The 25,042-nt window shown below is 67.5% G+C and carries 21 protein-coding genes; 11 read left to right on the plus strand and 10 right to left on the minus strand.

Features of this window, described 5'->3' with window-relative positions; translation table 11 throughout:
* The first annotated feature begins 107 nt into the window (after window positions 1–107).
* The 4 genes from BZF59_RS05380 (at window position 108) to BZF59_RS05395 (ending at window position 6,684) form a co-directional block, all read left to right on the plus strand.
* On the plus strand, window positions 108–2,387 hold the full coding sequence (locus tag BZF59_RS05380) for a penicillin acylase family protein (RefSeq protein WP_086607387.1): 2,280 nt from the start codon (window positions 108–110) through the stop codon (window positions 2,385–2,387).
* Window positions 2,388–2,398: 11 nt separating this feature from the next.
* The gene (locus BZF59_RS05385) at window positions 2,399–3,118 is read left to right on the plus strand and encodes a haloacid dehalogenase type II (protein ID WP_086607225.1); all 720 of its coding nucleotides are present in this window, start codon (window positions 2,399–2,401) and stop codon (window positions 3,116–3,118) included.
* 112 nt (window positions 3,119–3,230) lie between these two features.
* A complete protein-coding gene (locus BZF59_RS05390; RefSeq protein ID WP_245806037.1) occupies window positions 3,231–5,858 on the plus strand; it encodes a M14 metallopeptidase family protein in 2,628 nt (875 codons plus the stop codon).
* Window positions 5,859–5,901: 43 nt separating this feature from the next.
* A complete protein-coding gene (locus BZF59_RS05395; RefSeq protein ID WP_086607227.1) occupies window positions 5,902–6,684 on the plus strand; it encodes a hypothetical protein in 783 nt (260 codons plus the stop codon).
* On the opposite strand, the gene BZF59_RS05400 is transcribed toward BZF59_RS05395, so the two are convergent.
* The 4 genes from BZF59_RS05400 to BZF59_RS05415 all read right to left on the minus strand — a co-directional run bounded on the left by BZF59_RS05400 (window position 6,658) and on the right by BZF59_RS05415 (window position 11,536).
* Entirely contained in the window at window positions 6,658–7,335 is a 678-nt protein-coding gene (locus BZF59_RS05400) for a Fe2+-dependent dioxygenase (protein WP_086607228.1), read from the minus strand. The genes BZF59_RS05395 and BZF59_RS05400 overlap by 27 nt on opposite strands.
* Window positions 7,336–7,420: 85 nt before the next feature.
* Window positions 7,421–8,422 (minus strand): DUF6607 family protein, encoded by a 1,002-nt coding sequence (locus BZF59_RS05405; RefSeq protein ID WP_086607229.1) that lies wholly within the window; start codon window positions 8,420–8,422, stop codon window positions 7,421–7,423.
* Window positions 8,423–8,439: 17 nt separating this feature from the next.
* The gene (locus BZF59_RS05410) at window positions 8,440–10,704 is read right to left on the minus strand and encodes a TonB-dependent hemoglobin/transferrin/lactoferrin family receptor (RefSeq protein WP_245806038.1); all 2,265 of its coding nucleotides are present in this window, start codon (window positions 10,702–10,704) and stop codon (window positions 8,440–8,442) included.
* A gap of 178 nt (window positions 10,705–10,882) precedes the next feature.
* Window positions 10,883–11,536, minus strand: coding sequence for a TetR/AcrR family transcriptional regulator (locus BZF59_RS05415; RefSeq protein WP_086607230.1), 654 nt, complete (start codon window positions 11,534–11,536; stop codon window positions 10,883–10,885).
* 120 nt (window positions 11,537–11,656) lie between these two features.
* On the opposite strand from BZF59_RS05415, the gene BZF59_RS05420 reads away from it, so the two are divergent.
* A complete protein-coding gene (locus tag BZF59_RS05420) occupies window positions 11,657–13,987 on the plus strand; it encodes a TonB-dependent receptor (protein WP_086607231.1) in 2,331 nt (776 codons plus the stop codon).
* A 72-nt stretch (window positions 13,988–14,059) separates the two neighbouring features.
* Here the strand turns inward: BZF59_RS05420 and BZF59_RS05425 are convergent, their stop codons facing one another.
* Entirely contained in the window at window positions 14,060–14,341 is a 282-nt protein-coding gene (locus tag BZF59_RS05425) for a hypothetical protein (protein ID WP_086607232.1), read from the minus strand.
* Window positions 14,342–14,441: 100 nt separating this feature from the next.
* On the opposite strand from BZF59_RS05425, the gene serS reads away from it, so the two are divergent.
* From serS to BZF59_RS05440, 3 genes are all read left to right on the plus strand, one after another.
* Window positions 14,442–15,848: a serine--tRNA ligase gene (gene serS, locus BZF59_RS05430; protein WP_086607233.1), complete on the plus strand. Its 1,407-nt coding sequence runs from the start codon at window positions 14,442–14,444 to the stop codon at window positions 15,846–15,848.
* A gap of 112 nt (window positions 15,849–15,960) precedes the next feature.
* Window positions 15,961–16,725 (plus strand): 5'/3'-nucleotidase SurE, encoded by a 765-nt coding sequence (gene surE, locus BZF59_RS05435; RefSeq protein ID WP_086607234.1) that lies wholly within the window; start codon window positions 15,961–15,963, stop codon window positions 16,723–16,725.
* Complete coding sequence (locus BZF59_RS05440; RefSeq protein WP_086607235.1) at window positions 16,725–17,795, plus strand: potassium channel family protein; 1,071 nt, start codon at window positions 16,725–16,727, stop codon at window positions 17,793–17,795. Before surE ends, BZF59_RS05440 begins: the two co-directional genes overlap by 1 nt.
* Before the next feature lie 294 nt (window positions 17,796–18,089).
* Here BZF59_RS05440 and BZF59_RS05445 read toward each other — a convergent pair whose 3' ends face one another.
* Together BZF59_RS05445 and BZF59_RS05450 are read right to left on the minus strand one after the other, a co-directional pair.
* Window positions 18,090–18,491, minus strand: coding sequence for a DUF1761 domain-containing protein (locus BZF59_RS05445; protein ID WP_086607236.1), 402 nt, complete (start codon window positions 18,489–18,491; stop codon window positions 18,090–18,092).
* 16 nt (window positions 18,492–18,507) lie between these two features.
* The gene (locus tag BZF59_RS05450) at window positions 18,508–18,747 is read right to left on the minus strand and encodes a DUF6356 family protein (protein WP_086607237.1); all 240 of its coding nucleotides are present in this window, start codon (window positions 18,745–18,747) and stop codon (window positions 18,508–18,510) included.
* Between the two features lie 137 nt (window positions 18,748–18,884).
* Here BZF59_RS05450 and BZF59_RS05455 point away from each other — a divergent pair, with 137 nt between their 5' ends.
* The 3 genes from BZF59_RS05455 (at window position 18,885) to BZF59_RS05465 (ending at window position 21,838) form a co-directional block, all read left to right on the plus strand.
* On the plus strand, window positions 18,885–19,259 hold the full coding sequence (locus tag BZF59_RS05455) for a hypothetical protein (RefSeq protein WP_086607238.1): 375 nt from the start codon (window positions 18,885–18,887) through the stop codon (window positions 19,257–19,259).
* A gap of 57 nt (window positions 19,260–19,316) precedes the next feature.
* On the plus strand, window positions 19,317–20,699 hold the full coding sequence (gene rimO, locus BZF59_RS05460) for a 30S ribosomal protein S12 methylthiotransferase RimO (RefSeq protein WP_086607239.1): 1,383 nt from the start codon (window positions 19,317–19,319) through the stop codon (window positions 20,697–20,699).
* 308 nt (window positions 20,700–21,007) lie between these two features.
* Window positions 21,008–21,838, plus strand: a complete 831-nt coding sequence (locus tag BZF59_RS05465; RefSeq protein ID WP_086607240.1) for a L,D-transpeptidase family protein — start codon at window positions 21,008–21,010, stop codon at window positions 21,836–21,838.
* 113 nt (window positions 21,839–21,951) lie between these two features.
* On the opposite strand, the gene tilS is transcribed toward BZF59_RS05465, so the two are convergent.
* The 3 genes from tilS to BZF59_RS05480 all read right to left on the minus strand — a co-directional run bounded on the left by tilS (window position 21,952) and on the right by BZF59_RS05480 (window position 25,037).
* Window positions 21,952–22,953 (minus strand): tRNA lysidine(34) synthetase TilS, encoded by a 1,002-nt coding sequence (gene tilS, locus BZF59_RS05470; RefSeq protein WP_086607241.1) that lies wholly within the window; start codon window positions 22,951–22,953, stop codon window positions 21,952–21,954.
* On the minus strand, window positions 22,944–23,930 hold the full coding sequence (locus BZF59_RS05475; RefSeq protein WP_086607242.1) for a tetratricopeptide repeat protein: 987 nt from the start codon (window positions 23,928–23,930) through the stop codon (window positions 22,944–22,946). Before BZF59_RS05475 ends, tilS begins: the two co-directional genes overlap by 10 nt.
* A 126-nt stretch (window positions 23,931–24,056) precedes the next feature.
* Window positions 24,057–25,037 (minus strand): helix-turn-helix domain-containing protein, encoded by a 981-nt coding sequence (locus BZF59_RS05480; RefSeq protein WP_086607243.1) that lies wholly within the window; start codon window positions 25,035–25,037, stop codon window positions 24,057–24,059.
* Window positions 25,038–25,042: the final 5 nt, after the last annotated feature.

Here is a 25,042-nt window from a genome sequence, read left to right on the forward strand (position 1 = left end):
CTCTGCCACGCGGCGGAGCGCCCTTTTTCCTTTGCGCCTTCCCTTTTGCGCCCCCCGCCGATAGGTTTTGCGGCGCAACCCGCATTGCGGGGCAAAGGGAGAGAATGATGATGCGGATCGCGGCTCTGGCGACCGGTGCGGCTGTGCTGGCGCTGACACCGGCCAGCGGGGCTCTGGCGGGCAAGCGCTACGAAGCCACGATCACCCGCACCACTTACGGCATCCCCCATATCGAAGCGCGCGACTGGCGCGGGGTCGGCTACGGTGTCGCCTATGCCTATGCCGAGGACAACCTGTGCCTGCTGGCCGAGGAATTCGCTACCGTGGCGGGCGAGCGCTCCCGGAATTTCGGCCCCGAGGGCAAGGCGGTGCTCGGCTTCGAGGAGATCGACAACCTCTCCTCCGACATTTTCTTCCGCGCGGTGCTCGACCTTCCGGCGCTGCGCGAGGGTGCCAAGGCGCTCCCCGCGCGGGTGCAGGGGCTGATCGATGGCTATGTTGCGGGCTATAACCGCTTTCTGAAGGATGCAGGCGACAAGGGCATCCCGCCTGAATGTCGCGGCAAGGCGTGGGTGCGCCGCATCACCGCCGACGACATGCTGCGGCTCAACGAAAAGCAGATGCTGCTCGCCAGTTCGCTGAACCTTGCCGCCGCGATTGCCAATGCCGCCCCGCCGGGTAGCCCCGCGCCCAAGGTTGCGATCAGCATGCCGGATCCGCAAGAGCTCGGCATCGGCAGCAACGGCTGGGCCTTCGGGGCCGAGACCACCGCCGACGGGCGCGGGCTGGTGATCGGCAACCCGCACTTCCCGTGGAAAGGCCCCGCCCGCTTCTGGCAGATGCACGTGAAGGGCCCTGAAGGCTACGAGGTGATGGGCGTCGGCCTTGCAGGCACCCCGCTGCCGACGCTGGGCTTCAACAAGGATGTCGCCTGGACCCACACCGTCACCGAAGCGCGGCACTTCACGCTCTACCAGCTGACGCTCGATCCCGCCGATCCGACCCGCTACATGATCGACGGAACCAGCGAGGCGATGACGGCGCAGACCGTCACCGTGCCGATGCCCGAAGGCCAGCCCGCCGTCAGCCGGACGCTCTATTCGACCCGCTTCGGCCCGGTTTTCGTGGTGCCGACACGCGGGATCACCTGGAGCGCGCAGAGCGCCTTCACGCTCAAGGACGCCAATCGCGGCAACCAGCGCGGGATCGAGGCGTGGCTGCGGATCGGCGAGGCGAAGAATGTCGGCGAGGTGCAGGCCGCGGTGAGCGAGACGCTCGGCATTCCGTGGGTCAACACCATCGCCGCCGATCGCTATGGCGATGCGCTCCATGCGGATGTGACCGCGGTGCCCAATGTCTCGGCGGAGATAATCACAGCCTGCTCCCCGCCGATTGCCGGGCTGTTTGCCGAATTCGCGGTGTTGCTGGATGGCGCGCGCGCGGCCTGCGACTGGGAGATCGCCGCAGGCACCGCCGCCCCCGGCCTGATGCCCGCGAGCGATCAGGCGGCGACCATCACGCGCAGCTGGCTGACCAATTCGAACGACAGCTACTGGCTCAGCAACCCGGCGATGCCGTATCGCGCCCTGTCGCCGATCCTCGGGCGCCATGCCACCGCGCGGTCGCTGCGCACGCGGTCGAACTTCGTCGAGACCGCCGCGCTGCTGGCCGCAGGCAAGGTCGATCACGCCCGCGCGCAGGACTTCGCCTTCGCGAACAAGAGTCTCGCTGCGGACATGGCGGTGGACGCAATGTTCCTGCTGTGCACGCAAGAGGCACCCCTGCCCGAGGCGGTGGTGCGCGGCTGCAAGGCGCTTGCCGGATGGGACAAGCGCTTTGACAACACCAGCCGCGGCGCGGCGCTGTTCCGCGCCTTCTGGCCCAAGGCGGCGCGCCTGCCGGGGCTGTGGAGCGTGCCCTTCGACGCCGCCGATCCGGTGAACACCCCACGCGACCTCGCTACAGACGGCGCGAAGGGCGAAAAGCTGCTCGCTGCGCTGGGCGAGGCTGTGGCCGAACTCGACAAGGCCGGGATCGCGCTAGATGCACCGTGGGGCGAAGTGCAGCGGGTGATGGCGGGCAACGAGGCGATCCCGATCCACGGCGGCCCGGGCGGGCTCGGCATCCTCAACGTGCAGGAAGCCGCCGCTGCGTCTTGGGGCCTGACCCCGCGCCACGGGACGAGCTATATCCAGATCGTCGGCTTCGACGAGAACGGGCCGGTCGCCGACGCGATTCTGAGTTACGGCCAGTCCACCAACCCCGCCTCCCCCCACGCCGCTGACCAGACCCGCGCCTATGCCGAAAAGGACTGGCATCGCCTGCCGTGGCACGCCGAGGCGATCCGCGCGCAGGCGCTGGGCAAGCCGAAGCGGATCGCGGAATAGGGCGGCGCGCCGTGGCCCCGCTTCCCAAGGCGCTCGCATTCGACGTGTTCGGCACGGTGGTCGACTGGCGCACCAGCGTCGCGCGCGAGTCTGCCGGGTTTCTAGAAGCGATCGGGCTTGGCGGGCGCGATCCTGCCGAATTTGCCGACGCATGGCGCGCGCAATATATCGCTGCGATGATCGGCATGAAGGCCTCGGGCCGGGAGTTCGTGGTGCTCGACGTGCTCCACCGCGAAATGCTCGAGGCGACCCTGCGCGATTGCGGCGCCGATCCGGCAACGCTCGACGAGAGCCTGCTCGCCGACTGGAACCGCGCCTGGCACCGGCTCGATCCCTGGCCCGACACCGTGGCCGGGCTGACGCGGCTGAAGGCGCGCTTTCCCATCCTTACGCTCTCCAATGGCAATATCGCGCTGCTCTTGGCGATGGCGCGGCGCGCTGGCCTGCCGTGGGATGCGATCCTCGGTGCCGAAGTGAGCGGGTTCTACAAGCCCGACAGGCGCGCCTATCTCCACACCGCCGAAGTGCTCGGCATCGCGCCGGGCGAGCTGTGCCTTGTCGCCGCGCATCACGGCGACCTCGCCGCCGCGCGCGCCGCGGGGCTGCAATGCGCCTATGTCGACCGCCCGCAGGAATATGGCGGCGCGCCCGCACCCGACGCGCATCACGAACAGGCGTGGGAATGGTCGGCGACCAGCCTCACCGACCTCGCCGATCAGCTCGGCTGCTGAGCGCGGCCGCGCGCGCTTTGCGTCATTCGCCCCTCCCCGCTTGACCGCACCGGCTGTCTCGCGGCAAGGCTGCGGGCCTGCCCGGTGTTGGGCGATGGGGCGAGGAACGTTGATGACGAAGGTGTTCAAGGGGCGTTGGCTGGCGATGCTGGCGGCAGGTATCGGGCTAGGCCAACCGGCGGCTGCGCAGTCCTTCATCGAAGGCCAGTTCGATCCCGCCATCCCGACACTCACCGCCACCGCAGGCCACGCGCCGGGAACGCGGATCACCACGCCCGATCAGGCCTATGCCTATCTGAAGGCGCTCGCCGAGGCCGCGCCCGACCGTGCGCAGCTGGTGCAATATGCGGTAAGCTGGGAAGGCCGCCCGCTCTATTACCTCGTCCTCTCCGCGCCTGCCAACATGGCCCGTATTGACGCGATCAAGGCCGACATGGCGAACATCGCCGCAGGGCGCGCGGGCAACGGCGCGGCGCTGCCGGTGACCTGGCTGACTTACGGCGTCCACGGCAACGAAATCTCCTCGACCGACGCCGCCTTGATGACCGCCTATCACCTCCTCGCCGCCGAGGGCGATGCGCGCGCGGCGAAGATCATGGCGAACACCATCGTCGTCATCGACCCGATGCAGAACCCCGACGGGCGGGCGCGCTTCGTCAACAATTTCCTCGCATCCACGGGAATCGAACCCGCCGGTGACCGGCAGGCCGCGGAGCATGACGAGCCGTGGCCCTCGGGCCGCGTGAACCACTATATGTTCGACCTCAACCGCGACTGGTTCACGCTCTCCCAGCCCGAAACCCGCGGCAAGGTCGCCGCGATCCGGCAGTGGAACCCGGTGGTGGTGGTGGACCTGCACGAAATGAGCGGGGACGAGACCTATTTCTTCAGCCCCGCCGCCCAGCCCTTCAACCCCAACCTCACCCCTGCGCAGGTGCGCGCCTATGAGCTGATCGGGCGCTACAACGCCGCCGCCTTCGACGCGCGCGGCGAGCCCTATTTCACGCGCGAGGTCTATGACCTGTTCTACCCCGGCTACGGCGACACCTGGAACGCGCATCAGGGCGCGATCGGCTCGACCTACGAACAGGGATCGGCCCGCGGGCTGGTGTGGGAACGGCGCGACGGAACCGAGCTGACCTATGCCGACGGGGTCGAGAACCACTTCACCGCCAGCCTCGCCACCGCTGCCGCGGTCGCCGACAATGCCCAAAAATTCCTCTCCGATTTCGCGGCCTATCGCAGCGGCAATGCCAGCGGCGCAGCGGGGCGCGGCACCTATGTGATCGATCTCGGCACGCGGCGCTGGAATGCCGAGCGGCTGGGGCGACGCTTGGCCGAACAGGGCATCACCGTGCTGCGGCGCGAGGGCGGCGCGAGCGTGTGCGGCAAGTCCTATCCGGCAGGCTTCCTCGCCGTGCCGCAGGCCCAGCCCGCCGCGCGGCTGATCCGCAGCCTGCTTGACCGCGACACGCCCCTGCCGCCCGATTTCCTCGCCGAGCAGGAGCGCCGCCGTTCGGTCGACCTGCCGCATGAGCTTTACGACGTCACCGCCTGGTCGGTCGGGCCGATGGCGGGGGTCGACGTGCAGCTGTGCAACGCGCCCGCCGGCGGCGATCCGCTCAGTGCCACCGCGCCGATCGTCGCCAAGGCCGAAGGCTCGGGCAGCTTCGCCATTGCCGTGCCGTGGACCGACAGCGGGCAGGCGCGGCTTGTCACCCTCGCCCTGCGCGAAGGGATCGACGCGCGCGTCACCGACCGCGCTTTCTCCACCGGCGGGCGCGAATTGCCGCGCGGCACGGTGGTCTTCCCCGCGGGCAGCAACACGCCCGACAAGATGGCGCGCCTCGCCGAACTCGCCCGCGAGGTCGGCGCGCATACGGTCGCGATGGAGAGCGGCTGGGTCGACAGCGGGCCGAACCTCGGCAGCGAGCACTTCGCGCGCCTCACTCTGCCGCGCGTCGCGGTGGCGTGGGATGACGGGGTCTCGCAACTCTCCGCCGGGGCGCTGCGCTATGTGCTCGAACAGCGCATCGGGCTTCCGGTGACCCCGATCCGCACCAGCCGCCTCGCCCGCGCCGATCTCAGCGAGTACGACGTGTTGCTGGTGCCCGAAGGCGATCCGTCGAGCGTGCTCGGCGAAGGCGGCCAGCGCGCGATCCGCAGCTTTGTGCAGCGCGGCGGGGTGCTGGTGGCGATCGGCGACAGCCTCGAGACCTTCAGCGGCGGTGACAACCCGCTGCTCGCGGTAAAGCGCGAGGCCGCGCTGGGCCGTGAGCCTGCCGCAGCTGGAGACGATGCCAAGGGCGACCTTGCCGAGGCGGTCGCGATCACCAGCGATGCCGAATATCGCGAGGCGATCAAGGATCAGGCCGCGCTGCCCGATACCCTCCCTGGCGCGCTGCTCAACGTAGTGGGCGAGCCCGACCATTTCCTCTCCGCCGGTTACGACAAGGGCGCGGTGGTGCTGGCAACGGGGACGCAGATCTTCACGCCGCTGGGCCGGGACGAGGGCGTCAACGTGATGCGCTTTGCGGCCCCCGGCAATCTCATCGCCAGCGGCTATGTGTGGGACGAGAACCGCAAGCAACTGGCCTACAAGCCCTATCTGATGGCGCAGCGGCAGGGACGCGGGCTGGTGATCGGCTTTGCGCATGATCCCTCGACCCGCGCCTATCTCGAAGGGCTCGACCTGATGATCGCCAACGCGGTGCTGATCGCGCCGTCGCGGGTGCGGTGACACGAGCGCGATAGTGTCCTAGCGATTTGACACGAGCTGTGTCATGCTGACGGGCATGGCGCTGTTCGAAGCCCTTGTCGCTCTCCATGTCGCCACCGGGGTGGTGGGGCTGACGGCGTTCTGGGGGCCGATCGCGACCAAGAAAGGCGCCGCGCGGCACCGCCAGTGGGGCCGCGCCGCCTGCTACGGCTTTCTCGGGGCGGGCGGGCTGGCGATCGCGATGGCGCTGCTGTCGCTCTACGGGCCGGAGCATCGTCACCCCGAAATCACCGACCGCGCGCTTTATGAAGGCCTGTTCGGGTGGATGATGCTCTATCTGGGCATGCTCACCATCGGCTTTGTCGACTATGGCCTCGCGGTGGTCAAGCACAGCCGCAACCGGCGCGCCTTGCGGGCGGTGCGCTATCAGGCGGTGATCGCCGCCGTGGTGATCTCGGGCGCGTGGTGCGGGGTCTATGGCTGGGGCGTCGGCCACCCGTTGATGGTGCTGGTGGCTGTCATCGGGATCGTCTCGATGCTGATCCAGCAGCGCTATATCTGGCGCACCGACGAGCCGCCGCGCACGACCACCGCCCTCAAGCAGCGAAGCGGTAGGGCAAACGAATATGTCGGCGAGCATTTCCGCGCGCTGATCGGCATGGGGATTTCGGCCTACACGGCGTTCCTCTCGGTGGGGCTGATCCGCCTTGTGCCCGAGCACGTCTTCAACCCCGCGATCTGGGCCGGGCCGAGCGTGATCGGGGTGAGCCTGATCCTCTATTTCACCCTCAAGGGCAAACGCGCCGCGACCCCGCGCGCGTCAGGGGTGCGCCCACATCCGCAATAAGTTGGCGATGGTCTTGTCGAGCGTCAGCAGCTCCGCCGACTGGCTGGGCAGCTGGCCGCGCAGCGCGGTGCGCAGGTTTTCCAGATCGAACAGCATCTCGCGCTGGCCGGGATCGGCGACCAGACTCTCGATCCAGCCGACGCACACGATCCGGGTGCCGCGCGTCACCGGCTTGACCTCATGGATGCTGCCCGAGGGGTAGAGCACCAGATAGCCCGCCTCGCCCTTGACCTCCTGCGTCATCCCGGCGGTGTGCACCACCAGCTCGCCGCCGTCGTATTCGCCCGGCGGGGTCAGGAAGAGGGTGAAGGAGAGGTCAGTGCGCAGCCGCCTTGCGCCCTGTCCCATCAGGGCATTGTCGACATGCGCGCCATATTTGCCGTCCACTCCGGTGCGGCTGACGATCAGCGGCGAGAAGCGACGCGGCTGCGCGGCTGCGCGCACCACGGTATTGTCGTCGACGATCCGGGTAAGCTCTTCCTGCAAGGCGCGGCCGGGCGCGGAGTCCATCGCCGCCTGTTCGTTGCGCTTGACCTCGCGCGCGACCGAGCCCGCGGTCTCGCGCCCGTCGCGCCATTCGAGCATGGCGATCCGCTCGGCCAGCGCGGCGAGATGGCTTGCATCGGGAATGGCGTTGATGACGAGGATCATAGCAAGGGGCTTAGCCGCACGGAGCGGGCCTGCAAAGGGCCGGCCGGGGAGAGGACGCATCCCCCGCCGAGAGCTGCAAGCGCGCTCAGCCGCCCTTGCCGGAAGTGCCTGCCTCGATCAGCGCAACCGCCTTGGCGCTGGCGGCGGCGGAGGTCTCCTTGCCGTCCTTGATCGCATCGGCGAGAGTCAGGAGATCATTGGCAATGGTCGTCCCCGCACCCGCTTCCTGTGCGATGCGGATGCCGCCATGGGCCTCGGCCACCGCATCCCACTTGGCACGCACCGCATCCCAATAGGCTCTGGTCTTGTCCCAATAGGTCTCGGCGGCGGCGACATTGTAGCCGTCGAACCGCTCATAGGTGTTGAGGACATACTCCTGCACCACCGGCTTGGGATCGCCACCTTCGGCAGGGGTGATCATCTTGGTGTTGTCCTGCCAGTGGATCCACCCGGTCGGCGTCAGCTGGTGGCGGTTGATGCCCATGTAGTGATCATAGACAGGGCCCCGGATCGCATCGCGCCGGGCGAGCGGGCGCGCGGTCCAGTTCGATCGCCAGCGGCGGATGCCCTGCGTCACCTCCCACTCGCCCCACCCGGCATAGCGCGGGCTGTCATCGACCTGATAGACCGTCTGCGACCAACGCCCGGCGCGCATCTTTTCGGGCACCGGGGTCAGTTCCCACGTGTCGCCGCCCTTGTAGGCGAGGATCACGTCGGGCTCATATTCCCAATCCTGCCGCCAGTGCTTGACGACATAGGGATTGGCCTCGTCCCCGGTGACGAGCAGGTGCTGAAGCACGATGCGCGTGCCGGTGTCCTCGATCACGCGGACAGACTCGTAGCCGCCCGAAATCTTGCGCTCCAGCGGGGTGTAGCCCGCCATCCAGGGGGTCGATTCCTGCATGTCGAAGGTGACCTTGAAGTCGCCCGCCATCGCAAGGATAGTCTGGCGATCCTGCTCGAAGGCGGCCTTGGCGGCTTCCGCGGTCTGGACGATAGGGCCGTCAGCCAGCGCCGGGGCAGGCGCGGCGGCCAGCGCCAGCGCGGCGAGGCCGGTGGAGAGCAGGGTCTTTGTCAGTCGGGTCATGGTGTCCTCCAGAGGGTTCAGAAACGGTAGCTGGCCGAAAGGCTGAGGTTGCGGCCCGGCCGGGTGAAGGTGTCGAGGATGCCCGCGTCATCGACACTTAGCCCGCGCAGATCGGACCACAAAGCGTAGCTCTCGTTGGTCAGGTTGAAGAGCCCCGCGCGCAACTTCAGCCGGTCGGTGACGGCGTAGAAGGCGGTAAGATCGAGGATCGTGGAAGCATCGGGCCGCACGAACAGATCGGTGCCGTCCTCGGCGCGCCCCACTTCATCCTTGTCCTTGCGGGCGTTGTGGGTGAGGATCAACTCGCCCCCGAACCGGCCCGAAGGCGCGCAGTAGCCGAGACCCGCGACCACGTTGAAGGGGTCCACGGTGTCGAGCGGGGTCCGCATCCCCGCCGGGTTGATCGTGTCGCCATTGACATAGGCAAAGGCCAGCCGCGCGTGGAGGCCGCTCTCCAGCTTCATCTCCGCCCGCGCCTCGACCCCTTCGATCCGCGCGCGGTCGAAATTGACGAACTGGAAGACGGCGGGGTTCTGCGGGGTGAAGCCGCCGCTCACAACCTGCTGGTTGATGAAGTCGTCATAGTCGCCGCGAAACCCGGTGAGTTGGAGCGAGAAGATGTCGCCGACATAGCGCGCGCCGACCTCCCAGCTCTCGCTGGTCTCGGGCCGCAGATCGGGGTTGGGGATAGAGGTGTAGCCGCCCGCGATGAATTCAAAGAAATTGTTCACCTGCGACGGCGTGGGCGCGAGGAAGCCTTGCGCATAATTGCCGAACAGCACCACATCGCGCGCCAGCTTCACCGTGGCGCCAAATTTGGGGCTCAGCCGGTCGCCGCTCTGGCCCGAGGCGGCGAAGGTCGGCAGCAGCGGGTCGGCCGTGGGGTTGAGGTCGTAGAAGTCGAACCGCAGCGCCGGGAACAGGGTCAGCACACCGCCAGCCAGACTGATCTCGTCGGCGATGAACACCCCGCCCAATGTAAAGTCGGTCGCGGGGAAGGCGCGGGTGGGGAAGGTCTCGCCGCGCCCCGGAACCGTGCCGTCGCGCAGCCCCTCCTGCCGCGTCCAGCTGACATCGCCGCCGATCGCGATGCGGTGGGTCATCCCGGCCAGCGCGAAGCCGCTGCGCACTTCGCCCGCGGCGCCATAGACGCGGTTTTCGAAGGTGTTCAGCCGCTCACGATCGGGTGCGGGTATGGCGGTGAGGCTGGTGCGTTCCTCACGGGCAAACTGGCGGTCCTCGGCATCCTGCCAATAGGCGGAGAGGAACGCGTATTCGATCGCGTCGCCGGGCGTGCCGTCATAGGTCCAGTCGAGCGAGGCGCGCTTGCGCTGGTTGGTGTCGCGGGCGTTCAGCGCATCGACCGTCCACACCGGCGCAGGGCCGAAGGTGAAGGCCGGGCCGAGGCCGCTCAGCACCTCGGTCTCCACCGCGCTGTCGAGCCATTCGCCGGTCAGGCGGATGCTGTGCGGGCCATTATCCCACACCAGCTTGGCGAGCACCGCGTCGCTGCGTCCGTCCTGCGGATTGGGCGCAGTGCGGGTGGGGCCGGTGCCCTCGACGCGGCCGCGGTTTTCCAGCTCGCTGAAGTCGCGGCGGGTATAGGCGATCATCGCAGAAAGGTTGCCGGTCTGCCCAGCGAGGGTGGCGGTCTGCGCGAATTCATTGTCGTCGCTCGAATATTGCGAGGTGACGAAGCCGCCAACGTCCGCGCCGCCGATGATGTCGACGGGATCGGAGGTGACGAAGCTGACCGCGCCCGCAAGGCCATCACTGCCATAGAGCGCCGAGGCCGGGCCGCGCAGGATCTCGACCTGCTTGACCAAACTGACGTCGGCAAACCCGCCGCGCCCGGCGGCCTGCGGACCGAAGCTGAAACCTTGGGGGGAACGGATGCCGTCGACCTGGATCAGCACCCGGTTGCCGCCGATCCCGCGCACGGTGAAGTCCTCGTTGCGCGCGCGACCGGTTGCGCCGATCGCCGCGCCGAAGCGGGCGGGCGCGCGGCGGACAGAGACGCCGGGTTCGAAGCGCACCAGATCCTTGATGTCAGTCGCGAGCTGATCGGCGATGTCCTGATCGGTGATGACCGTGACCGTCGCAGGCGCTTCCTCCTGCAACACAGGAGTGCGGGTCGCGGTGACGGTGATGCGCCCGGTCTGCTGCTGGCTTTCCGCCTCGGCAGCAGCGGCGGATTCGGCGGCGGCGTTCTCGGCGAAAGCGGGCGCAGCGAAGATGGCGAGCGGAGCGGCGGAGAGGGCAAGTCGGGTAATCAGAGACACAAGCGGGGACTTCCTGCTGGAGGAGAGGGAACGCCCGGCTTGTGGTCTTGTTGCGAATGAGAGTCAATAGTAATTGCTAATAGGAATCGTTCTCATTTTTGTTATCCAGCCGAGCGCCCGTGCCCGGCGACCTCGGCGGCGCTGGCAAAGTCCTGACAATCAGTCGATTTCAGCGCCCTCAGCGGCGCAGCAGGCCCTCGGCCAACAGGCGGTTGACCCCGGCGGCAACCTCGTCCGGGCTCATGTCGCCGGCAGCGCCGTCCTCGCCCCATACGACATAGCGCAGGCCGACGAAGACGTTCATGCCCATCATCGCCCAAGCCTCGAGCTCGCCCAGCCCGTCGCGGAATTCGCCCGCCTCCGCTCCGGCGCGCAGGCGATCGGCGATGCGCGCGGCGATGGTTTCGTAGTGTGCACGGTAGCTCGCCGGATCGACGAATTCGGCCTCGTCGATGATGCGGTAGATTTCCTTGTGCTCGGCGGCGAAGTGCAGAAATGCCGCCAGCGCGGCGCGCTCGATCTCGATCGGGCCCATGCCTTCGTGCAGCGCGGAGCGAGCCGAGGTGCGCACCTTCTCGCTCATGTCGCCGACCAGCGCGCGGAACAGCGCGTCCTTGCTGTCGAAATAGGTGTAGAAGCTGCCCAGCGCCATCCCGGCGCGCCGGGTGATCGAACTGACCGAGGCTTCGTGGAAGCCCTTCTCGCCGAATTCCTCCGCCGCCGCGTCGAGCAGCTTGCGCAAGCTCCGCCTTCCGCGCTCGGTACGCGGGGTCTTGGCATCGCTCACGGCGGCCTGTGCGACTGTAGTCGCGGTGCCCGGACTGTTGCCCATCAGCTACTCCCTCCACGCTTTCGGTAGGCTGCGCAAGCACTCCATACAAGTCTAAACTTGAAAGGTGGTTCAACTTTCAATATTGAAGCGGACACAAGAGGGACAGGAGAGGAACACCCCATGATCAAGACACGTTACGTCCGCGCCGCGCTGCTTGCGGGAACCGCCGGACTCGCCGCCTTTGCCGCACCCGCCATGGCGCAGGACAGCGCTGCCGACGCTGCCGCAGAGGTCGATGCCGCCGCCGCCGAGGAAGAGGGCGTGATCTACGTCACCGCCCGTCGCCGCGAGGAACGCCTGATCGACGTGCCGCTCTCGGTCACCGCATTGTCGGGCGATGCGCTGGTCAAGCAGGGGGTGCAGGACATTGTCGCGGTCGCGCAGCAGGTGCCCAACATCACGCTTGAGGTGAGCCGCGGCACCAACACCACCCTCACCGCCTTCATCCGCGGGGTCGGCCAGCAGGACCCGGTCGCCGGGTTCGAAGCAGGCGTCGGACTCTATGTCGACGATGTCTACCTCAACCGCCCGCAGGCCGCGGTGCTCGACATCTATGACGTCGAGCGGATCGAAGTGCTGCGCGGACCGCAGGGCACGCTCTACGGGCGCAACACCATCGGCGGGGCGATCAAGTACGTCACTGCCCGCCTGCCCGACGACACCAGCGTCAAGATCCGCGGCACCTATGGTTCCTACGATCAGGCGGATCTCATCGTCACCGCCTCGACCCCGATCAGCGACAGCCTCAAGATCGGCGCGAGCGGCGCGCGCCTTTCGCGCGGGGGCTTCGGCGACAATCTGACGCTCGGCACCGAGAACTACAACAAGGACGTGTGGGCCGCGCGCGGGACGATCGAATTCGACAACGGGCCGCTGTTCGTGCGCCTCTCGGGCGACTACGTGAAGGACAATTCCGAAGCGCGGCAGGGCCATCGCTTCATCCCCGGCCTCGTCAGCGGCGCGCCGGTGCTCGATAACGTGTTCGACACCCGCGCCGGGCTCAACATCGTCGACCAGGAGGTCGAGGCCTGGGGCGGCGCGCTCAACATCGCGCTTGAAGTCAGCGACACCATAACTTTGAAGTCGATCACCGGCTACCGCGAGGACAAGTCAACCACCCCGATCGATTTCGACAGCCTGCCCGCAGTCGATCTCGACGTGCCGGCGATCTATGAGAACGACCAGATCAGCCAGGAACTCCAGCTGCTCTACGAGGGCGACCGGCTGTCGGGCGTGCTCGGGTTCTACTACCTCGACGCCAACGCCTTTACCGCTTTCGACGTGGCGCTGTTCACCACGCTCAACGGGTTGACCGCGCAGACGCTGGGCGACGTCAACACCAAGACCTGGTCGGTGTTCGGCGACTTCACCTATGATCTGACCGACACGGTCAGCATCTCGGTCGGCGGGCGTTATACCAACGACAAGCGTTCGAGCCGGGTGCTGCGCACGACCTTCCTCGGCGGGTTCTCCAACCTGTTCGGCGGCACCGGGGTTGCCGCGGCGGTGACGAGCAACTTCAACGGCAGTGCGACCTTCAAGGACTTCAACCCGCGCGCCTCGATCAGCTGGCAGCCCAACCCCGACAACAACCTCTATTTCACCTATTCGCAGGGCTTCAAGGGCGGCGGCTTCGACCCGCGCGGCCAGACCAGCGCGTGCCGCAACGCCACCGGCGGGTCCTGCACCCCGCAAGAGGTGTTCGACTTCATGGCCTTCGACCCCGAGACGGTCGACAGCTACGAAGTGGGCTACAAGGCCTCGTTGCTCGATAACCGGCTGAACATCAGCATCGCGGCCTTCCTCGGCCAGTATAGCGATGTGCAGATCCCCGGCTCGGTCGGCTTCGATGCCAACGGCGACGGGGTGAACGAGAGCTTCATCGGGATCACCTCCAACGCCGCTTCGGCCGACGTCAACGGGATCGAGTTCGAAGGCTCGGCGCTGGTCGGCACCGACTTTGCGGGCGAAGGCAGCCGCTTCAGCGTCAACTGGTCGCTGGGCGTGCTCGATGCCAAGTTCAACACCTTCATCGACAATTTCGGGCGTGACGTTGCCGATCAACGCGTGTTCCAGAACACGCCCGACATCACCGCGCATATGGGCTTCACCATGGGCGTGCCGGTGGGCGAAGGGATGATGGACTTCATCGGCCTCGCCTCGCTCCGGTCGGATGCGAGCCAGTTCGAAGTACCCAACCCGTTCCTCGATCAGGACGGCTTCGTGCTGGTCGATGCGAGCATCGTCTACACCGCCGACAGCGGGCTGTATTCGATCGGGCTGCACGGCAAGAACCTGTTCGACAAGGAATATATCGTCGCAGGCTACAACTTCGTCGCGGGCGGTGTGGGCGGAGCGCCGTTCATCCCGACGCTGGGCCGCGAAGGTACGCTGACCGGCTTCTACGGCGATCCGCGCCGGGTGTTCGTGACCGCGCAGATCAACTTCTGATCGCCACGCAGACGACAAAAGGGCGGCGGAACCACGATCGGTTCCGCCGCCCTTTTTGTGTCTGGCTTAGCCTCAGTGCGCCATCGGCGCGGTCTGCGGGGTGAGCGGAGCCGTTTGCGGTGCGGGCTTCGGCGGCGGGGGCGTCGGCTCGCTCGGCTGCTCGGCCGCCTTCTTGTCGAGATAGCGCTTGGCGAGACAGCCGCCCACGCCGATCACCGCCATCGCCGGCAGGCTGACACGCGCGATGATCGCGGGAACGGCCCCTGCGACAACGGCGCCGGTCACTCCGCCTGCGGCCTTGTGCCGCTTGGCCACGCTCGCGCCGATGCCGGCGCCAATCAATTTACGGATCATGGTATCGTACCTCCTTGACGAACCAAGCCTTCCGGGCGGCGGGATGTTCCATCGCGATTGCGGCTTTTCTTGCCAAGCCCAAGCGGGCATAGCGCGGCCCATGCACGACATTCGCCTGATCCGAGAGAACCCCGAAGCGTTTGATGCAGGCCTCGCCCGGCGCGGGCTGGAGCCGCTCGCCGCGCAGCTGATCGCGCTCGACGAGCAGCGCCGCGCCGCGACCACCGCGGTGCAGGTGGCGCAGTCGCGCCGCAACGAAGCCTCGAAGCTGATCGGCGCGGCGATGGCCAAGGGCGACCGCGAGGGGGCCGAGACGATCAAGGCCGAAGTCGCCGCGCTCAAGGAACAGATGCCCGCGCTGGAGGCCGAGGCCGAGACGCTTGCTGCCAAGCTGAAGGCCATGCTCGAAGTCATCCCCAACCTGCCGGGCGCGGACGTGCCCGATGGCGCGGGCGAGGAGGAGAACGTCGAAGTCAGCCGCTGGGGCACCCCGCGCGCCTTCGACTTCACGCCGCGCGAACACGCCGACATCGCCCCGGCGCTGGGCATGGACTTCGAGACCGGCGCAAGGCTCTCGGGCGCGCGCTTCACCTTCCTGCGCGGTGGCATGGCACGGCTGCATAGGGCGCTCGGGCAGTTCATGCTCGACGTCCAGACCGGCGAACATGGCTATGCCGAATGCAACCCGCCGGTGCTGGTGAATGACGCGGCTATGCGAGGGACCGACAAACTGCCCAAGTTTGCCGAAGACAGCTTCTTCGCTGCCGACATGAGCACTCGAACGAAGCTGTTTTGGAACGCAATGCCTTCAGATTTCGAAGCGCAGATGGCTTCAACTGAAGAGGGACAGTTTAAGCCTGCGGTGCAAGGGATGCTCGACACGGCAGACACAGCTGAACAGTTCTGGCTCATCCCCACTTCGGAAGTCTCCCTCACCGCCAGCGTCATGGGCGAGCTGCTGGACGAGGCCGCGCTCCCCATGCGCCTCACCGCGCTCACCCTGTGCTTCCGCTCCGAGGCGGGCGCGGCGGGGCGCGATACGCGGGGGTTCATCCGTCAGCACCAGTTCGAAAAGTGCGAGCTGGTCAGCATCGTGCGGCCCGAGGACTCCGAGGACGAACACCAGCGCATGGTCCGTGCCGCCGAGACCATTCTCGAGCGCCTCGCCCTGCCCTATCGCAAGCTGCTGCTGTGCACCGGCGACATGGGCTTCGGCGCGCGCAAGACCTATGACCTCGAAGTCTGGCTCCCCGGACAGGGCGCTTTCCGCGAGATCAGCTCCTGCTCCAACACCGGCGACTTTCAGGCGCGCCGCATGAACACCCGCTACCGCGTCGCGGGCGAGAAGAAGACCGAGTTCGTCCACACCCTCAACGGCTCGGGCCTCGCCGTCGGGCGCACGCTGGTGGCGGTGATCGAGAATTACCAGAACAAGGATGGCAGCGTGACGGTGCCCGAGGCGCTGCGGCCCTACATGGGCGGGCTTGAGGTTATCCAGCCACAGTAACAACTTCCGTCATCCTGAACTCGTTTCAGGATCCATCCCTCCGCAAGCACCGGCATTGAAAGGACAAATGGATGCTGAAACAAGTTCAGCATGACGACGTTGAGGGTGAGGCATGAGAATCCTCCTCACCAATGACGACGGCATCCACGCCCCCGGCCTCAAGGTGCTGGAAGAGATCGCGCGGCAATTCTCCGACGATATCTGGATCTGCGCGCCGTCCGAGGAGCAGTCCGGCGCGGGACACTCGCTCACGCTCACGCGCCCCGTGCGGCTGCAACAGCTGGGCGAGCGGCGCTTTGCCGTCACCGGCACGCCCACCGATAGCGTGATGATGGCGCTGCGTACGGTCATGCCCGATGCGCCCGATCTCATCCTGTCGGGCGTCAACCGCGGGGCCAACCTTGCCGACGACATCACCTATTCGGGCACCGTCTCGGCGGCGATCGAGGGCGCGCTGGCAGGCATCCGCTCGATCGCCTTCAGTCAGGTCTATGCGCGCGAGGGCATGGGCGATGACGTGCCCTTCGGCGCGGCGCGCGAATGGGGGCCGCGGGTGCTCGCGAAGCTGATCGACGCGCCGATGGCCGAACGCACGCTGATCAACATCAACTTCCCCGCGCTCGCCCCCGAGGCGGTCAGGGGCATCCGCGTCGTGCGGCAGGGCTTCCACGACTATTCGCGCGGCACCATCGTCGAAGGCCGCGACCCGCGCGGCTATCGCTATTTCTGGTTCGGGCTCGACCCGATTGAGCACACGCTCGACCACGGCACCGACCTTGAGGCGATCGAGGACGGCTTCGTCGCGGTCACACCCTTGCAGCTCGATCTGACCCACTATTCGACCATCGGCATCCTCGCGGAGCGGTTCGGCGACTGATGGCGCAAGACGTCAGCCTCAACCCCTTCAAGCGCAAGCGGAAGCGGACCGAGCCGTTCCGCCCGCTCAAGCGCGAGGTGCGCCTGCCGGTGTGGGGCGACGTGTTCATCCGGCTCGGCGTCGCTTTCTTCCTGCTGGGCATGGTCATCATGATCCACTGGTGGGACCGCGACGGGCTGGTCGACAATGTCGACAAGCACATCAGCTTCATCGACGTGGTCTATTTCACCATGATCAGCGTCACCACCACCGGCTTCGGCGACATCGCCCCGGTGTCCGACCGCGCGCGGATGATCGAGGCGCTGATCGTCACCCCGGTCAGGATCGCGGTGCTCTTCATCTTCGTGGGCGCGGCCTACGATTTCGTCATCAAACGCAGCTGGGAGAAATGGCGCATGGCCCGGATTCAGGAGCAGCTCACCGATCACGTGGTGGTGCTGGGCTACGGCGTGTCCGGCTCGCAGAGCGTGGGCGAGCTGATCGAGCGCGGGGTCGATCCACGCTGCATCGTGGTGATCGACCCTTCGGAAGACCGCCTGGCGGAGGCGGAGAAGCTCGGCGTCAACGTCATGGCCGCCGATGCCACGCGCGACGAGACGCTGAAGGCGGTGCGGATCGATGCGGCGCAGACCGTGCTGGTGAGCGCCGGGCGTGACGACACCTCGATCCTGATCGTGCTGACCGTGCGCCACCTCGCGCCCGACGTGCCGATCAGCGTGGTGGTGCGCGCCGACGACAACGAGCTGCTCGCGCGGCAGGCGGGGGCGAACAATGTCATCAACCCGGTGCGCTTCACCGGGCTGCTGCTGGCCGGCAGCGTCAAGGGCGCGCACATCGCCGATTACCTCGCCGACCTCGCCAGCGTCGGCGGGCGGGTGCAGTTGGTCGAGCGGGTGGTGGGGCCTGAGGAGTGCGGCAAGCCGATCACCGACCTCAAGAGCGGCGGCCAGGGCCTGCGCCTCTACCGCAACGGCCGCGCGATCGGCTTCTGGGAGGAAGAGTGCCAGACCCTCCAGCCCGGCGACGTGGTGGTCGAGATCGTGCCGACGGCGGGGAACGGGGCGGAGTAGCGGCCGCAGGGCGGAAGCTTGCGCGGCTTTGCGAAGAAGAGCTGCCGTTCGGCTAGCGACCCCTCAGCGGCCCTCTACTACTCGTCGCCCCGTGCTTGACACGGGGTTTGGCTTTTCTTCCTCTCAGGTGGCGAAGCAAAGGAGCCAAGCCCCGTGTCAAGCACGGGGCGACGGTGAGGAGAGGTGGCAGCTTACCACCCACTTGCAGACCCAAGCCCCGTCGATCGCTTCCGCCAAAACCCGCCGTCGGCTCCCCCTCAACTGGCAATCGCCCCGGAGCGGGTGTCCCTTCCCTCACCCCCGAAACCACACGAACACCGCGCCCATCGCCGCCATGCCGACGAGGAAGTGCCCGGCGTCGATCAGGAACAGCGCGAGCGGCTTCCTGAGGTAGAGGTAATTGATCCCGATCGCGGGGATCATCACGCCCACGGCAAAGCCTACCGCCATCATCATCACCACGAAGGCGGGCGGATCGGTGCGGGCGAGGAGGTGCCACAGCACCATCGCCACCAGCATCTCGAAGGCGAAGGTCAGGCCGAAGATCAGCGCCATGTTGCCGCTTTGCAGCTGGCTGTTCGACAGCCCCGCCGCGCGCTGCCACGGCCCTGCAAAGATCACGCCATACCACAGCGCCCCGACCAGGAAAAAGGCGGCGGTTCCGGCGAGCACCGGCACCAGGGCAAAGTCGTTCATGCTCGCGCTCCCGTGACTAAATGACGTAGGCGAATTCTTCCTCCGCCTCGGTCGCCTTGCGGCCGCGCATTTCCGCATCGAGCTGCACCACGGTGCGGCTTGCGGTCTTGACGAACAGGCCGGGCACCAGCGCGTGGACCATGCAGGCGAGACCGCCCACCACCATGCGCCAGCCGAAGCTCAGGGCGGTGCGGGCGTGCTGGCCATAGGTCTCGCCAATGGCGCGCGGGTGGTCGGTGAAGAGCTTGGCGATCATGCCCCGCGTCATGCCTCTTGCGGGCGACAATCGTCAAGCCCGCTGCTTCGATGTGCCGACCGGCAATACCGGCTTCCCTTTGCGACCAAGGCCTTGCATATCTTGCGCTATCCAGACCAACGCAGGGGGCAGACAGAGTGGGCGTAAACATCAAGGGCATCGACAACATGACGGTCGAGGAGATCGTCGAGGCGGTCGATGCGGGCGGGCGGTTCGTGGTCTATCAGTGGGCGGTCTCGGTGATCTTCGCCTCGTTTCGCAATTCGACCGACATTCTCTTGGTGCCGGGCACCAGCAACCGCATCCTGAAGGGCCTGCCGTGGACGCTGCTGACCTTCGTGCTGGGATGGTGGGGCATTCCGTGGGGCCCGATCTACACCGTCCAGTCGCTGTGGCAGAACCTTTCGGGGGGCAAGGACCTGACCGAGGCGGTGTTGCAAGAGATCATGCACCCGCGCGACTATGCCATGCGCAGCGGCCACCAGCCGTCCTTCCCGATGCCGGAGGCCTAGGCCCTCGCACGGGTAAAGCGTGACAGCGGCGCGCTGCGGGACTATGGGCGCGCCGTCATGACCTCCGCGCCCCTCTCCCTCCCGGACCAGAAGAAGATCGGCATGGTCAGCCTCGGCTGTCCCAAGGCCCTCGTCGATTCCGAGCGCATCCTCACCCGGTTGCGCGCCGATGGCTATGCCTTCGCCGAGGACTATGCGGGGGCCGACGTGGTGCTGGTCAACACCTGCGGCTTCCTCGATTCCGCCAAGGAAGAGAGTCTTGCCGCGATCGGCGAGGCGATCGCCGAGAATGGCCGTGTGATCGTCACCGGCTGCATGGGCGAGGAGGCCGACGCGATCCGCGCGGCGCATCCCAGCGTGCTCGCGGTGACGGGGGCGCACCAGTATGAGCAGGTGGTCGAGGCGGTGCACATCCACGCCCCGCCGAGCCAGGGCCCGTTCGTCGACCTGATCCCGCAACCCGATATCAAACTCACGCCTCGACATTATTCTTACCTCAAGATTTCAGAGGGTTGCAACCACTCCTGCGCCTTCTGCATCATCCCCGATCTGCGCGGGAAACTCGCCAGCCGCCGGATCGACGCGGTGCTGCGCGAGGCGGAGAAGCTGGTCGCGGCGGGCACCCGCGAGCTGCTCGTCATCAGCCAGGACACCAGCGCCTACGGAGTCGATATCCGCCACGAGAGCCGCTCGTGGAAGGGTCAGGACGTCCGCGCGCACATGACCGACATGGCCCGCGAACTGGGCCAGCTTCGCACCCCTGAAGGCCAGACGCCGTGGGTGCGGCTCCACTACGTCTACCCCTACCCGCACGTCGATCAGGTCATCCCTCTGATGGCCGAGGGGCTGCTGACGCCCTATCTCGACATCCCGTTCCAGCACGCCAACCCCAAGGTGCTGAAGCTGATGAAGCGCCCCGCCAATGAGGCCAAGGTGCTCGAACGGCTGAAGTCGTGGCGCGCGATCTGCCCCGATATCGCGATCCGTTCCAGCTTCGTGGTCGGCTTCCCGGGCGAGACCGAGGAAGACTTCCGCTACCTGCTCGATTGGCTCGAGGAAGCCCAGCTCGACCGCGTCGGCGCCTTCCGCTTCGAGCCGGTCGAGGGCGCGGCGGCCAATGCCCTGCCCGATCAGGTGCCCGAGGCGGTGAAGGAAGAACGCTACGCCCGGATCATGGAAGTGACCGAGCGGATCAGCGCCGCCAAGCTTGCAGCGAAAGTAGGCCGCACGCTCCCCGTCATCATCGACGAGGTCGGCGAGCCCGACGAGGACGGCGACATTGGCGCCACGGGGCGCTCGCAGGCCGATGCGCCCGAGATCGACGGCGCGGTCTATCTGCGCAATGTGCCCGGGAGCCTCAAGCCCGGCGACATCGTCGAGGCCACCATCGAGGATGCCGACGCGCACGACCTGTTCGGGGCGATTGCCGGACAGCAATAAGCGTTACAAAGCGGACACCGTGTCCGCTTTGCAAACCGGCTTCACCCTCCTGAATTGCAATCGCTTTACCTGTGCACGCGCAAGCGGACGGACAGGGGAGCAGGGCCTTTGTTGCGCGCGCCGGACGCAGAGGCAAAGGGGTGAGGATCGACGATGGCAAAGAGCAGCGCACAGCGATAGCCGCATGGCGCGGCTGTAGGAAAGCGGCGCCCTTTTGCGTTAACCCCTCCCCCGCCACCGTGCCGCCAAGGGACGCGGAGGTGTTAGCCTCTGGCGGTAACGCGGCTAACACGGCATAACCTTAGCCCATGATCCGCACATTCGCTCTCCCGCTCGTCTGTCTTGCCCTGCCCGCTGCGGCGGTGGCGCAATCCGATGCCGACCGCGCGGCCGATGCCGCCGAGGTGGTCACCGCGCAGGCGCAGCGCACCTTCGAAGAGGTCGATCCCGATCTGGCGATGGACCCGGCCGACGATGCCGCTGCGGTCTATGCCGGGCTGCCGCCGCCGACCGCCGCTTCGGCGTTCTCCACACCCGACATCGCCCCCGAACCCGAGGCCGAGGCCGAGGCCCCGCGCGGCCCGGCGGTGCGGATGATCCCCGCCCCGGCGGTGCAGCCGCTTGTCGAAGCCCCCGCCGTCGCCGCGCCGACACCGGCGGCACTCACCAGCGACGATCCTTTCGTGATCAAGTCGATCCTGCCGATCGAAGGTTCGATCCGCTACGGCGACTGGTTCTGGGACGAAAGCGCCGCGCCCAAGACCGGCAAGCTGGTGATCACCGTCGACCTCGACGCGCGCGTGATCAGCGCCTTTCGCGACGGGCACGAGATCGGCACCGCTGTCGCGCTGCTCGGCACCCAGCGGCACCCTACACCGCTCGGCACCTTCCCGATCCTGACCAAGGAGAAGGACAATATCTCGGAGAAATACAACAACGCGCCGATGCCCTGGACGCTGCGGCTGACCTGGGACGGGATCGCGATCCACGGCTCGCCGGTGCTGAACGGCTATGCCAGCCACGGCTGCATCGGGGTGCCGGACGAATTCGCCGCCAAGCTGTTTGCGGCTTCCAAGCGCGGCGACAAGGTGATCATTACGCGCGGCAAGATGATCGGGGTCGGCGACAAGGTGATGTGATTGGAGACGGAATACCGTTCGCCCTGAGCTTGTCGAAGGGCTGCACCTCACTTTTGGCGGCATTGCCGCGCAAGAAAGAAGAACGGTCCTTCGACAGGCTCAGCATGAACGGTCTAGTTCACGCTCCCCCGCGCCGGTTCCGGCCGGAAGCGCCAGACGCGCATTGGCACACCGACTTTCTCGACCCGCTCCACCCCCGGCACCGCCATCACCCCACCCAGTGAGGCGTTCTCTCCCGCCCACAGCCGGTCCCATGCCCGCGCGGCCTCCGCACGGGTGGCGTGCCCGCCGAGCTCGCGGATGATCCTGAGGATCGTCTCGATGCTGATGATCCGCGGCGCGTTGGCGCAATAGCTGAAGCCGGGCGCGGTGCTGTCGCCCTCCTCGCGCATCACCATCTCGTGCCAGTCGAGTTCGGCATACCAGCCCAGCGCCTGCCACGCTTCGGCCAGATGGCCCGCGCTGGCGGCGAGCTGGAGCGGGTCGAGCCAGTCCGCATCGGCCAGCGCGGCGCGCAGCCGGGCGCGGTCATAGGCGGGGTCGGTGTTGCTCGGGTCTTGTGCGGGGACAATCCCGGCAGCCGCGACCACCGCCGCCAGCTCCGCCTTGCGCCAGCCGAGGAGCGGGCGCAGCAGCGGGATCGCGCTGCCCTCAATCACCGTGGCGGCGCGCACTCCGGCGAGGCCCGCCAGCCCGCTCCCCCGATTGAGGCGCATCAGCAGGGTTTCGGCCTGATCGTCGGCATGGTGCGCAGTGGCGAGTGCGCCCAGCCCCTCGGCGCCCGCCCATTGCGCCAGCGCGGCATAGCGCGCGCGGCGCGCTTCGGCCTGAAGATTGCCGGGAGCGAGCCGGACGCTGATCGGCGTGAAGGGAATGCCGCGCTCCGCCGCCACGCGACCGACCAGCGCGACCTCATCCGCCGCCTCGGGCCTCAGGCCGTGATCGATGCTGGCGACCGCGATCCGCCCCGGCAGGGCCTCGGCGGCGAGCAGCAGCAGCGCGAGCGAATCCGGCCCGCCCGAGACCGCCAGCCCCAGCGCTCCGTCGCGCTCATCCTCGGGCCAGAGCGCTGCGAGGTCGGCGACAAAGCGGCGGACGGCGGCCTCTAGCTGCACTTCACCTTGGCGACGCTGGTCTTGTATTCGTCAGCCAGCCGCCCGGTAGCGATCAGCGGATAGGTCGCCGCGAATTCAGCGAGCGCGATGCAGGCTTTGGGCATGTCGCCCTTGGCGATCTGGGTCTGGCCGAGATAGAGCAGGCTGTCGGGCGCGCGGTCGCCGTTCTTGTTGGCCTGATAGTTCTTGAGGAACCAGCGCGTCGCCTCGTCATACATCTTGTCGTCGAGGAAGGCGCGGCCCAGCAGGTTGCGACCAAAGCTGATGCGTGAATGGTTGGGATATTGCTCGACGAACTTCAGGAGCTGCTGGCGCGCTTCGGGGAAGAACCCGGCGTTCCAGAGGCGGAAGCCGTAGGAATATTCGTCATCCCCCGCGTCCGCCGTCTGCGGCTTGGTGATCGCCTGCACCGCGGCCAGCCGCGCGGGTGACGGGGCAGCAACCGGCGTGGTCTGCGCAGGTGGCGGTGCCGCCACGGTCTGCACCGGCGGTCGCGCAGCGGGGAGCGGCGCGGGTGCGGGCGCCGCAGAGATCGAGGGTGTCGTCACCCCCGCCGCCGGAAGCGCCGGAGCGGTGCTGAGCGGGGCATTGGCCGCGGTCTCCAGCGCCGCCAGCCGCATCTCCATCTGGGAGAGCGCGTTGGCCTGTTCCTCCGACCGCGCGGTGAGGCGCTGCAACTGCCCTTCCAGCGCATCGAGGCGCACCAGAATATCGGTCACCGCGGTCGTCGATGGCGCGCCGGTGGCGGTCTGCGGCGTGGTCGCCGGGGTGGTTTCGGGTGCGATCTGAGGCTCGAAGAAGCGCCCGTCCCCGCCGGGGAAGACCTTGCGCTGGAGCGCGCGCACTTCGGCCTCGACCTTGCGCAGCCGGGCTTCGGCAGCGCTGTCCTGCGCGGCGGCGGGCAGCGGTGCGAGCGTCGCGGCGATCAGCGCGGCGCCGACAAGTCGCAGAGGAAGGTTTCGCGAGGGTTGGGTCATGGTGCGTCGGGCTCCCTGGCTATGGCCGCATGGCGTGGCGCAGGCCACATGAATATCATCGGAATCCCTGCCCCCTGCCGCCGCGCAAGTCGAGAGCGGCAGACCCCCTAATCAACGGGAAAAGGATTAACGCTCGCCCGCCGGGGCAGGCTCGGGCGCTGTCGCAGGTTCAGATGGAGGCGCGGAGGCCCGTTCGCTGACAGACGCGGAGACGGGCGTGGTCCTGACAGCGGCAGTTTGCGAAGCAGCAGGGCGGAGCGCTGGAGCCTGCGCGCCGGTGGCGACCGGCGCAGCGCTCGGCACGGCAGCGGGCGTCGGAGCCCGCGCCAGCAGCGCTGCCGCCGAAACCGGCGCGCCCGCGATCGTCACCGGACGGTCGGCCAATCGCGCGACGTCCTTCCCGCCGACTGTCAGCCCCAGTGCATCGGGGCGGCCGGTGTTGATGCGCGGATCGGTGGCGGTGGCGGGAACCGTGATCGTCTCGCCCTGCTTCAGGGTGCGCTCGACCAGCCGCTCGCCGCCTTCTTCATAGAGCCGCAGCCAAACGCCTTCCTCCAGCGCGGTCAGCACCACTGCGCCGCCCGCCGCCGCCTCGGGCGCAGCGGACGGTGCGGCTGCGACCAGCGCGGGGCTGGCGGTCGCCTCGGGCTCGATCAGCGAGCCGGGCACGCTGCCCGCGCCGAAATAGCTGTTGTAGAAGGCAAAGGCCCCGACCGCGAAGACCAGCACCGCCGCGCCCATCGCCCAGACCAGACCGGACGACGGCAGCCGCGCCGGATCGCCCGGCTCCATCGTTGCCGAAGGCACCACGCGGCGCATTGACCCGTCGGCCAATTCGGCGCGCACCGCATCGGTAATTTTTGCCGGATCGAGCCCGACCGCCTGCGCAAAGGTGCGCGAAAAGCCGATCGCATAGGCGCGGCTGGGCAGGCTTTCGAAATCGTCGGCCTCGATCGCTTCAAGATGCCGGCGCGGGATCCGCGTCAGCGCAGCGACATGCGCGATGTCGAAGCCCTGTTCCTCACGCGCGCGGCGCAAGGTTGCCCCCGGCCCGGCAAGGGGCAGTTCTGGCGCAGTGTCTGCGCTGTTTGGTTCTTCGCTGTCCATGACCC

Source organism: Erythrobacter donghaensis (assembly GCF_002155425.1).
Classification (GTDB): Bacteria; Pseudomonadota; Alphaproteobacteria; order Sphingomonadales; family Sphingomonadaceae; genus Erythrobacter; species Erythrobacter donghaensis.

Excerpts from the sequence above, each read along its gene's own strand:
- BZF59_RS05425 (WP_086607232.1), bottom strand. The coding sequence starts at position 14,341 with ATGATCCGTAAATTGATTGGCGCCGGCATCGGCGCGAGCGTGGCCAAG.
- surE (WP_086607234.1), top strand. The coding sequence starts at position 15,961 with ATGAGAATCCTCCTCACCAATGACGACGGCATCCACGCCCCCGGCCTC.
- BZF59_RS05395 (WP_086607227.1), top strand. The coding sequence starts at position 5,902 with ATGCTGACGGGCATGGCGCTGTTCGAAGCCCTTGTCGCTCTCCATGTC.
- BZF59_RS05440 (WP_086607235.1), top strand. The coding sequence starts at position 16,725 with ATGGCGCAAGACGTCAGCCTCAACCCCTTCAAGCGCAAGCGGAAGCGG.
- BZF59_RS05415 (WP_086607230.1), bottom strand. The coding sequence starts at position 11,536 with ATGGGCAACAGTCCGGGCACCGCGACTACAGTCGCACAGGCCGCCGTG.
- BZF59_RS05390 (WP_245806037.1), top strand. The coding sequence starts at position 3,231 with ATGACGAAGGTGTTCAAGGGGCGTTGGCTGGCGATGCTGGCGGCAGGT.
- BZF59_RS05445 (WP_086607236.1), bottom strand. The coding sequence starts at position 18,491 with ATGAACGACTTTGCCCTGGTGCCGGTGCTCGCCGGAACCGCCGCCTTT.
- BZF59_RS05380 (WP_086607387.1), top strand. The coding sequence starts at position 108 with ATGATGCGGATCGCGGCTCTGGCGACCGGTGCGGCTGTGCTGGCGCTG.
- serS (WP_086607233.1), top strand. The coding sequence starts at position 14,442 with ATGCACGACATTCGCCTGATCCGAGAGAACCCCGAAGCGTTTGATGCA.
- BZF59_RS05420 (WP_086607231.1), top strand. The coding sequence starts at position 11,657 with ATGATCAAGACACGTTACGTCCGCGCCGCGCTGCTTGCGGGAACCGCC.
- BZF59_RS05400 (WP_086607228.1), bottom strand. The coding sequence starts at position 7,335 with ATGATCCTCGTCATCAACGCCATTCCCGATGCAAGCCATCTCGCCGCG.
- rimO (WP_086607239.1), top strand. The coding sequence starts at position 19,317 with ATGACCTCCGCGCCCCTCTCCCTCCCGGACCAGAAGAAGATCGGCATG.
- BZF59_RS05405 (WP_086607229.1), bottom strand. The coding sequence starts at position 8,422 with ATGACCCGACTGACAAAGACCCTGCTCTCCACCGGCCTCGCCGCGCTG.
- BZF59_RS05450 (WP_086607237.1), bottom strand. The coding sequence starts at position 18,747 with ATGATCGCCAAGCTCTTCACCGACCACCCGCGCGCCATTGGCGAGACC.
- BZF59_RS05480 (WP_086607243.1), bottom strand. The coding sequence starts at position 25,037 with ATGGACAGCGAAGAACCAAACAGCGCAGACACTGCGCCAGAACTGCCC.
- BZF59_RS05465 (WP_086607240.1), top strand. The coding sequence starts at position 21,008 with ATGATCCGCACATTCGCTCTCCCGCTCGTCTGTCTTGCCCTGCCCGCT.
- BZF59_RS05475 (WP_086607242.1), bottom strand. The coding sequence starts at position 23,930 with ATGACCCAACCCTCGCGAAACCTTCCTCTGCGACTTGTCGGCGCCGCG.